The organism is Hyphomonas sp. UBA3195 (assembly GCF_002366485.1).
Taxonomy (GTDB): domain Bacteria; phylum Pseudomonadota; class Alphaproteobacteria; order Caulobacterales; family Hyphomonadaceae; genus Hyphomonas.
In genome coordinates this window covers 5,203-14,634 of the sequence record NZ_DEXB01000039.1, presented here as the reverse complement: position 1 = coordinate 14,634, position 9,432 = coordinate 5,203, and the positions used below count along the sequence as shown (strand labels likewise).

Below are 9,432 nucleotides of genomic sequence, written 5' to 3'. Positions count from 1 at the left end.
GCCACCGCGACGAGGTTCAGCAGCAGCGCAAAGCTGACCGGCGTGGTCTCGGCGGGCGGGTTGCCGGAATGGATGTGCCAGACCGGATTTTCCAATTGGCGCGCAGGCTCCTCGCTTGGATACTTCTCAAGGAAGGTCAGGTATTCGTCCACGGCCTTCGGGATGACATCGAAGTAGAGCTTCTTCGCCACGCGTGGCTTCTGGAACTGGAACAGGCCGAGGCTCTCATCCGGCGCATATTTCAACCAGTCCTCGACCGAGATGCCATTGCCCTTGGTCTTGGAGATCTTCTCGCCTTTTTCGTCGAGGAACATCTCATAGACATATTGCTCCGGCGGGCGCTTGCCCAGGATGCGCGTGATCTTGGAATAGATCGGCGCATTCGCCTGATGGTCCTTGCCGAACATTTCAAAGTCCACGCCGAGCGCGGCCCAGCGCATACCGAAATCGGGCTTCCACTGCATCTTTACATGACCGCCGGTCACCGGCAGCGTGAATTCCTTGCCGGACGCATCCTCGAACGTCACGGTCCCCTTCTCTCCGTCTACGGCCTTCATCGGCACATAGAGCACTTCGCCCGTGTCCGGATGGATCGGCAGGAACGGGCTGTAGGTCGCCTGACGCTCCTCGCCCAGCGTGGGCAGCATCACATCCATGATGTCCTGATATCTCCGCGCAGCCTCCAGCAGCATGGCGTCGAACCGGCCGGACTTGTAACATTCCGTCGCCGACAGGAATTCATACTCGAATCCGAACTGGTCGAGGAAGGCACAGAGCCGCGCATTCATGTGCGCGCCATAGGAATCATGCGTGCCGAACGGGTCCGGCACAGCCGTCAGCGGCTGTTGCAGGTATGGCTCCAGCTTTTCCGGGTTCGGCACGGTCGGGGGCACTTTGCGCATCCCGTCCATGTCATCGGACACACAGATCAGGCGCGTTGTGTACTTGCCGCCGGTCAGCGCCTCAAACGCATGGCGCACCATCGTCGTGCGCACGACTTCGCCAAACGTGCCGATATGCGGCAGGCCGGACGGGCCATAACCGGTCTCGAAGGTCACAGGGTCGCCAGCCTCACGCTGGCCGGCCTTGATCTGCTGCTCCACGCGCTGTTCCAGCTTGCGGGCAAGCTCGAACGGCCAGGCCTTAGCGGAATGGGCGAGCGTGGAGAGATCGGTCATCGGGAATGTCAGTCATGCTTGAGTGAAAACAGGTCCGCCGGACCTAGAGGCCACAGGGGGCGCGGTCAAGCTGTGGGAAGCGTGGCAGATGATCGATTCTGCAACAAATGCTCGGAACCCATAGAGCGGGTTTATGTTACAAACGCGCCAAGTCGCGGAGGGGCACGTGATTAGGGGCTAATCTTCCTCGTCTTCGCCAACTTCTTTGTATGTTGCCACGCGAGCGCTATCCCTTTGCATGAGCGGCATTCCTTCAAATGGAACGTACCCCTTGAAGACAAATTCCGTCAGGTACCGCTTTCTAAAGACAGTTGAATATTCCACTCTTCCGGAGATCACAATCCAATGAGAAGCCAACATATTGAGCTTTTTTTCGTGGATATACTCTTCGGTAATTTGCGGCAGAACGAAGGGCACGGGAACACCGTCACTGTCAGGCGGAAGGTCAACGACATCCCGATCGTACATTCTATCATTCACGATGTCGGTTTCGCTGGACCAGTCCTTTTGAAGCGCACTAAATCCTTGGGAATAAAACCGACAATGCGTCGAAATCTTGACTCGCCTCGCCGGGGTATTTCCTGTGTTGGTAACAAAAAGTACGGCTTCCGTATGCAAATGGGTGTCACCTGCACCGATTTCGCGGATGGTGATCTTTGCGATGTTGACATACGCTTTGGTCTGATTTTCTCCGATTTCGCGTGTAGCAACGGTTGCCCTTCGCGTCGCCACTAGAGTGCCGAAGACCAGATATATACCAATAGCGGAGAGAAAAATTCCGGCTATAGCGACAACCCCCATAATGAGAGTCCATCTGGCCATTTGCCTTTGAGCTTTAAGGTCCTGGTCTTCTGCCCACTGACGGCGCTGAGCTGCATCTTCTCTGTCTGGTGCACACGGAGATTCGTAGAAAGCAGCTCCCCTACATTTATTGGGAGCGGCTGTTCGGGCTTTGCCCGTGGAGGTATTATAGTTGAACTGTCCGTGGCTGTTAAAGCTGGTCACTCGACCAACTACGCCAGCTAGAGCCAACATCAAAAAGACAGCAATCAGACTTCCAGTGATAGGATGGAACACCCTATCGCGGTCAACCACGGCAGCATGAAAGCCACGCTGAACTTCCCCCCGCTGAGCTTCTTGCTACTGTTCGCCACTTTCTCCTCAACATTTAAACCTCCAGATTTTCAACTAGCTGACTATACGCGATTCCCTTGAGTTTAAATTGGGCAATTAGATTGCTTGCCACCTTAGCTGATGTGCAGGCTGCAAGCGGTCAGTTTGAGCGTGCCAATCTCAAGCGGCCATAGGTTAGCTGCTGCGTTAGAAGATGCTAGTCGCATTGTCCAATACGAGTAAAAAATATTTGACATGTCAAAAATCTTTGACCATATGGGTCATGTAAGAAATTTTTGACATGGAGACATCAAATGTCCTTTCACGAAAAATCGGCCTGGATCATGGGCCTGCTGCTCTCGCTCACCGGGCTCTGGTACATCAATGAGGTCTGGAGCCGGTCAGAGGCGCTGGGCGAGACCATTGGCCCCAACATCGTGCTGATCGCCGTGGCAACCACCATGCTGATCTTCGGCGCCATCATCAGCCACATCATCATCGCGGCCAGCAGCCCGGAAGAGGCCAGCGACGCAGAGGATGAGCGCGACCAGCAGGTGCTGCGCCGCGCGGGCAACATTGCCGGCTATGTGCTGGGCTTCGGCATCTTTGCGGGCCTCTGGCACTATTACTTCCTCGCCGATGGCAACATGCTGTTCCACATTGCGGTGGCCAGCCTGATCGCCTCGCAAGTGGCCGAATATGCCCTCACCATCCTGTTCTATCGCCGGGGCGTGTAAGCATGGCCAAACGCCTCCCTATCCTGAACCGTGTGAAGGCCCTGCGAGAGGCCCATGACGGGATGAGCCAGGCGGCCCTGGCCAAAGAGATCGGCGTGACGCGGCAAACCGTGATCGCCATCGAACAGGGCCGCTACTCCCCCTCCCTCGAAAGCGCCTTCCGCATCGCGCGGGTCTTCGGCGTCGGCCTCGATGACGTGTTCCAGTGGGATGAGACCGCCGAGGCATGACGCTCATATTCGAATGGACCGGCGGCGCCCCCGTCCGGGCCATTCCGCATCTGCAACAAAGCGCAAAAACCGGATTGACAATCATTCGCATAGTCGTGCAAATGGTTCTCATGATCATCTGTGTCTGCAACCGCATCAACTGCAAGAGCGTCCGGACTGCCGTCGACGCCGGGGCCCGCAGCCCTAAAGCCGTGCAGGCGCATCACGGGTGCAAGTTCCAGTGCGGAAAATGCAGCTGCTCCATCGGCGAAATCATCTCCGAAGAAATGGACCAGCGCCCGGCCGCGCCAGCGCTCGTCGCCGCCGAATAGGCGCCCACCCCCTGAAATTGCAGGCCTTTGCGCGGTCAGCCGCGATACACACCCGATTCAAACCGTTCTCAGGCGCCGCTGCAATTGTGTCGCACTTTCATATGCAATTGTTTTTATTGGATTTTTTGTTGATCCCATGACACAATCACCCTAGGTGCTGGCCCATACAAAATCCACAAAGCAGGAGCTCCCCATGAAAGGCGACCCGAAGGTCATCGAATTTCTGAACAAGTGTCTCAAGAACGAGCTGACGGCGATCAACCAGTATTTCCTGCATTCGCGCATGCTGCACGATTGGGGCGTCAGCAAGCTGGGCGATTATGAATACAAGGAATCCATCGAAGAGATGGAGCATGCCGATTGGCTGATCGAGCGCATCCTGTTCCTCGGCGGCCTGCCGAATCTCCAGGACCTCGGAAAGCTGCGTATCGGGGAATCAGTCTTCGAAATCCTCGAATGCGACCTGAAACTGGAAAACGACGCGATTCCGTTGCTCAAGGACGCGATGGAATATGCTGAGAGCGTCCGCGACTATGGCAGCCGCGACCTGTTCGGAAAGATCCTCAACAATGAGGAAGAGCATGTGGATTATCTTGAAACGCAGTTCGACCTGATCGAACGCATCGGAATCGAGCGGTATACAATGCTCCAGTCCGAAGCGAACGGCTCAAAGGCCCAGGACTAAACGGCTCAGGCGCTGCTCTCTTCGGGGGCAGCGCCGGCTTGCGCTTCGGCCGCCTCGACGCGGTCCTGAAGCTTCTGCAACTGACGCTCGCGCAGCTCGTCCGAAAAGGCACTGGCGAACACGCCTGCCGGCAGTGCGACCACGCCGATCCCCGCAATAGCAATTACAGACGCCGCAATCCGCCCCAGCGTGGTGACCGGATAGATGTCGCCATAGCCAACCGTGGTCAGCGTCGCGATGGACCACCAGATGGCGCGCGGGATGGAGCCAAACTCCTCACGCCCCTGCCCCACACCTTCGATGAAATAGAGCAGCACCGCCGCCACATAGACGAGCGCCAGCGCCATGGCGAGCGTGGTGAGAAGCTGCGTTCCCGCCCGCTTCATCGCTGCGCCCAGCACATCAAAAGCCGGTACGAAGCGCGCAATCTTGATCAGTCGGAACAGGCGGAAGACGCGCAGCGCGATCAGCGGAATGCCCCCGCCAACCACCATCACGATCAGTTCCGGCAGAAAGGCCAGCAGGTCTGCGATGGAATAAAAGCGCGTAATGTAGCGAAGACGACCAACAAAGCCCGCATATTCCGGCCTGAGACCCGCAATGACGACGCGCAGGACATATTCGACGGCAAAGATGATGACGACCGCAACATTGAACCAGTCAAATACCATCTTCCATTCGGGAATGGCCAACAGGGTCGGCTCGGTCTCGAGCGCCAGGAACAGGAAACTCGCCAGAACGAGGCTGATAATGATCCAGTTGGTAACCGAAATGCCGGACTTGCGGGCTTCGGGCACCAGCTCATTATGCAACCAGCGATACAGCCCCATGCGAGTCCCCCTAAGAACGGTTCTTGTTGCCTAGCCTCTTAGCACGCCGCCTGTGCCCTTGGCGACAGAGGCTACCACCTTGTCCATCAGGGCCTGGATGTCTTCATCTTTCATCTTTTCCAGCGGCTGGACCGTCATTTCAAAGGCGACCGATTTCTGCCCTTCGGGCACACCGGTGCCCTCATAAACATCGAACACGTCCACTTTCGAGATCAGCTTCTTGTCGGCGCCTTGGGCATGGCGCACCAGATCTGCAGACGGGACAGACTGATCGACCACAAAGGCGAGGTCACGGCGGATCGGCGTCAACTCGGCACGTTCGAAGACTGGCTTGGTCTTGGTGTTCTTTGCCTTCATCTGCGGCAGCGCATTGAGGTTCAGTTCGAAGCCAAACATCGGCCCATCGACACCCATCTGTTTCAGAACGCCCGGATGCAGCTGGCCGAAATGCGCCACCGTCACTTTCGGGCCGAGCTTCAGGCTGGCCGCCTGCCCCGGATGCCAGTGCGGTTGAGCGGGCGCGGCGACCTGAAAGCGCTCGCCCGGCTGGCCGAGCGCATCAAGCACAGCAAACAGGTCAGCTTTCGCGTCGAAGGAATCATATGGTTCAGGTGCACCCTGCCAGTGCCGCTCATTGAACGGACGCACAAGCGCCGCCACGACGCTGCGCTGGTCTTTCGGGCCATCGCCCAGATAGATTGGCCCAGCCTCGAACAGGCGAACGCCGCGCTCGCCATGATTGGCGGCGCGCTGGGCGGCCTTGGCCAGATTTCCGAGCACGGATGGGCGCATATAGTCCAGTTCGCTTGCCACCGGATTGGCAACCGTCAGCGCGTCATTGATCTTGCCGAACAGCGCCGCGTCAGCTTTCGCCATGAAGCTCCAGCTGACAGTTTCCAGGAAACCCCGTGACGCCATCACCCGGCGGGCCGCGCGCACGCGGGCCTGCATCGGGGTGGTAATCGCTTTCACGCCGCCCTGGGGCGCTGGCAGGGACGCGGTTGGGAGCTGGTCAAACCCAACCAGGCGCGCAACTTCTTCCACGATGTCGGCCGACTGTTCCATGTCAAAGCGGAAGGTCGGCGGGCGAAGATACCAGGCATCACCCGCATCCTCGATATTGAACTCAAGGTCTTTCAGCATGCGGCGCATGTCAGCGGGCTTGACGGTAAGCCCCGTCAGGCGTTCCACATCGGCCGGATAGAAAGTCACCTTGTTCGGATTGACCGGCGCTTCGCCCGCAACCTTCGGCTTGGAGACGACCCCGCCGCCATATTCCACGATCAAGGCGATGGCGAGGTTCAACCCGTCCAGGCAGCTGTGCGGATCGACACCGCGCTCGAAGCGATAGCGCGCATCGGAATGGATGCCAGTTGCGCGGCCTGTGCGGGCCGTGCGTAGCGGGTCGAACCAGGCGCTTTCAAGGAACACGTCCACGGTCTCGTCAGAGACTGCCGTGGATTGTCCGCCCATCACCCCCCCCAGGCCGATGACGCCGCTGTCATCGGTGATGACGCACATCTCTTCGCCGACCTTGTAGGTCTTGCCGTCCAGCGCCTCCAGCACCTCGCCCTTGCGGCCAAGACGTGCCACGACCGGGCCGGACAGTTTGGACGCGTCATAGGCATGCAACGGACGAGCCCGGTCAAGCGAGATGTAATTCGTCACATCCACCAGCAGGGATTTCGGCTGGATGCCGACGGCCTTCAGGCGCTGCTGCATCCACTCAGGCGACGGACCATTCGTCACGCCGACAATTACGGCTCCGGCGAACACCGGACAAGCCTCGGGCGCGTCCAGCCGGATCTCGACGGGGCATTCCTTGGTGCCAACGACCTTCTTGACGTCCGCGTGCAGGAAGCGCCCTGCCCCGGCCGCGGCCAGGTCACGGGCGATGCCCTGCACGCCCAACCAATCCGGCCTGTTCGGCGTCACTTCGAAGTCAATGACCGGATCGTCCAGGCCAAGAGCGTCGGCTGCTGGCGTGCCGAGTGGAATGGCGTCCTCCAGATCGGCGATGCCGTCATGGTCCTCACCCGCTTCGATTTCCTTGGTGGAGCACATCATGCCATGGCTTTCGATACCGCGAATCTTGCGCGGTTTCTTGTCGAGCGCGAAGTCCAGGCCCGGAATGAACGTGCCCAGCGGCGCATAGATTGCGGTCATGCCCGCGCGGGCATTTGGCGCGCCACAGACGATCTGCTTCTCGCCATCTACCGTATCGACCGTACAGACGCGCAGCTTGTCCGCATCCGGATGAGGCTCAGCCGCCTTGACCTTGCAGACCGTAAACGCCGCCAGCTTCTCGCGCGGGTCCACAACCTCCTCCACCTCGAGGCCGGCCTGCAGCATGAGGGCCAGAATATCGTCCAGCGTCGCCTTGGTGGCGAGGTGGTCGTTCAGCCAGGACAGGGTGAATTTCATTGTCTATTCCACTTCCGAAATCGTTTCGGTGCCTGAAGCGCGCGGCGCGTTTGCCACTGCTTCAAAAAGGTCTACCTCACTGCGTTCGCAGCGTTTAACGCGTTCCGCGCGGCCCATCGTGCGCCCCATACCCAGGCCCCGGGTTATCCAGCATCTATCGAAAACCGAGCAGTAGCAGATCTCGGCGTCCAGCTGGCTCCACTCTGCGGCAACGGCGTCAAGTTGATCGCCCGAAATATCGTCACGAGACCAGTCGACCCTGAGCGGCTCCACGTTGGAACCTGGTGCTATGGCCCGGCCGATGAGGCTCGTCCAGGAAAGGTCATAACCGGACGGGAAACGGCCAACATAAAGGTTGAGGCTCGCGACCGGCTCACCATTCCTGAGCATGCGGACCTGCTCGATCAGGGCTGGACCGACGCCGCTATTGGAAACACGAATACCCATAGAGGCTGTGTCGACACTCGTTGAAACAAACCCGTCGATCTGGATCACGGGATAGACAGCACCATGCTGCTGCGCGCGCATGACCCGGCCCTGGTCCCAGGCGATGAAGACGGCAATTGCACTGGTCAGCACCGCGCAGATCGCAATCAGCATTTCCACTTTATTGCCGGTACCCATGCCCCCTGCTCCCTAGCTCAAGCCGCCACTGACGGACGGTGTCGACCAGGGCGCGAAGCCGTAATGGCGAGTCCATTGCGGGTCGGCTTCGAAGTATGGGCGAAGGTCCGGCATGCCATATTTCAGCATGGCGAGGCGGTCGACGCCCATACCGAAGGCGAAGCCCTGATATTCGTTCGGGTCAATCCCGCAATTGCGCAGCACATTCGGATGCACCATGCCACTGCCGAGAATCTCCATCCAGCTGTCGCCCGCGCCGATCTCGATCGTCTCGCCCTTGCGGGTATATTTGACGTCCATTTCTGCCGACGGCTCAGTGAACGGGAAGAAGTGCGGACGGAAACGCGCCTCGACATCATCCACTTCGAAGAACGCCTTCACGAAATCGATCAGGCAGCCTTTGAGGTGGCCCATATGAATGTTCTTCTCGATGACGAGGCCTTCGACCTGATGGAACATCGGCGTGTGCGTCGCGTCCCAATCATTCCGGTAGACCCGGCCCGGCACGAGAATGCGGATCGGTGGCTTCTGGCTCATCATGGTGCGGATTTGCACGGGAGATGTGTGCGTGCGCAGCACTTTCGGCGCATCGCCTTCCAGCGCATGCATGAAGAAGGTGTCGTGCGTCTCGCGCGCCGGATGGCCTTCGGGGAAGTTCAGCGCGGTGAAATTGTGCCAGTCGTCTTCAATGTCCGGGCCTTCGGCCACCGTGAAGCCCATGTCGCCGAAGACGGCGGCGACTTCTTCGAACACCTGCATGACCGGATGCAACGCGCCGGCCTTCGGGCCCGGTGCCGCTGGTAGGGACAGGTCAACCGTTTCGCTGGCCAACTGAGCCTTCAGCGCGGCCGCTTCCAGCGCCTCCTTGCGGGCGCGGACGGCGGCATCGACGCGATTCTTCAGCGCATTCAGCTTCGGGCCATTTTCCTTGCGCTCCTCCGGGCTCATCTTGCCCAGCGAACTCATCAGGCCGGACACGCGGCCCTTCTTGCCCAGTTCGGCCACGCGTACATCGTCCAGCGATGCCAGGTCGCCTGCCGCTTCAATCGCCGCAAGGGCCTCTTTTTCAATCGTACTGATATCGGACACGGGGGTCGCTTCCCTTTGCTGTTCCAGCGGGCTTTTTAGGCGCTTCGCGCCGGCATGCAAACGCCCTTAAAGAAAAAGCCCGGCTTTGAGGGCCGGGCTTTGTCACTTGTGCCTTGCGGGCAGGTTAAGCGAGGGCAGCCTTGGCCTGTTTGACCAGGGCGCCAAATGCTTCCGGCTCGCGGATGGCGATGTCGGACATGACCTTGCGGTC

General features: G+C 59.2%; 10 protein-coding genes. 4 read left to right on the top strand and 6 right to left on the bottom strand.

The annotated features are described in order from the left end of the window. Together B2344_RS11840 and B2344_RS11835 are read right to left on the bottom strand one after the other, a co-directional pair. On the bottom strand, positions 1-1,178 hold a 1,178-nt coding region (locus tag B2344_RS11840), incomplete at its 3' end, for a lysine--tRNA ligase (RefSeq protein WP_290485285.1). A gap of 177 nt (positions 1,179-1,355) precedes the next feature. After that, positions 1,356-2,273 carry a hypothetical protein gene (locus tag B2344_RS11835; RefSeq protein WP_290485284.1) on the bottom strand — a complete coding sequence of 306 codons (918 nt, stop codon included), beginning with the start codon at positions 2,271-2,273 and terminating at the stop codon, positions 1,356-1,358. Between the two features lie 332 nt (positions 2,274-2,605). Between B2344_RS11835 and B2344_RS11830 the strand changes: the two genes are divergently transcribed. The 4 genes from B2344_RS11830 to bfr all read left to right on the top strand — a co-directional run bounded on the left by B2344_RS11830 (position 2,606) and on the right by bfr (position 4,254). After that, positions 2,606-3,028: a hypothetical protein gene (locus B2344_RS11830; protein ID WP_290485283.1), complete on the top strand. Its 423-nt coding sequence runs from the start codon at positions 2,606-2,608 to the stop codon at positions 3,026-3,028. A 2-nt stretch (positions 3,029-3,030) separates the two neighbouring features. Continuing rightward, positions 3,031-3,258 (top strand): helix-turn-helix transcriptional regulator, encoded by a 228-nt coding sequence (locus B2344_RS11825; RefSeq protein WP_290485282.1) that lies wholly within the window; start codon positions 3,031-3,033, stop codon positions 3,256-3,258. Further along, the gene (locus tag B2344_RS11820; RefSeq protein ID WP_290485281.1) at positions 3,255-3,569 is read left to right on the top strand and encodes a (2Fe-2S)-binding protein; all 315 of its coding nucleotides are present in this window, start codon (positions 3,255-3,257) and stop codon (positions 3,567-3,569) included. Before B2344_RS11825 ends, B2344_RS11820 begins: the two co-directional genes overlap by 4 nt. 193 nt (positions 3,570-3,762) lie before the next feature. Further along, entirely contained in the window at positions 3,763-4,254 is a 492-nt protein-coding gene (gene bfr / locus B2344_RS11815) for a bacterioferritin (protein WP_034816470.1), read from the top strand. A 5-nt stretch (positions 4,255-4,259) separates the two neighbouring features. Here bfr and B2344_RS11810 read toward each other — a convergent pair whose 3' ends face one another. The 4 genes from B2344_RS11810 to pheS are packed head-to-tail and all read right to left on the bottom strand — an operon-like array spanning position 4,260 to position 9,221. Further along, complete coding sequence (locus B2344_RS11810) at positions 4,260-5,084, bottom strand: ion transporter (protein WP_290482257.1); 825 nt, start codon at positions 5,082-5,084, stop codon at positions 4,260-4,262. A 30-nt stretch (positions 5,085-5,114) separates the two neighbouring features. Next, positions 5,115-7,508, bottom strand: a complete 2,394-nt coding sequence (gene pheT / locus B2344_RS11805; protein ID WP_290485280.1) for a phenylalanine--tRNA ligase subunit beta — start codon at positions 7,506-7,508, stop codon at positions 5,115-5,117. A 3-nt stretch (positions 7,509-7,511) separates the two neighbouring features. Continuing rightward, positions 7,512-8,132: a hypothetical protein gene (locus tag B2344_RS11800; protein ID WP_290482255.1), complete on the bottom strand. Its 621-nt coding sequence runs from the start codon at positions 8,130-8,132 to the stop codon at positions 7,512-7,514. Positions 8,133-8,144: 12 nt separating this feature from the next. Continuing rightward, complete coding sequence (pheS, locus tag B2344_RS11795; RefSeq protein ID WP_290485279.1) at positions 8,145-9,221, bottom strand: phenylalanine--tRNA ligase subunit alpha; 1,077 nt, start codon at positions 9,219-9,221, stop codon at positions 8,145-8,147. Positions 9,222-9,432 lie beyond the last annotated feature (211 nt).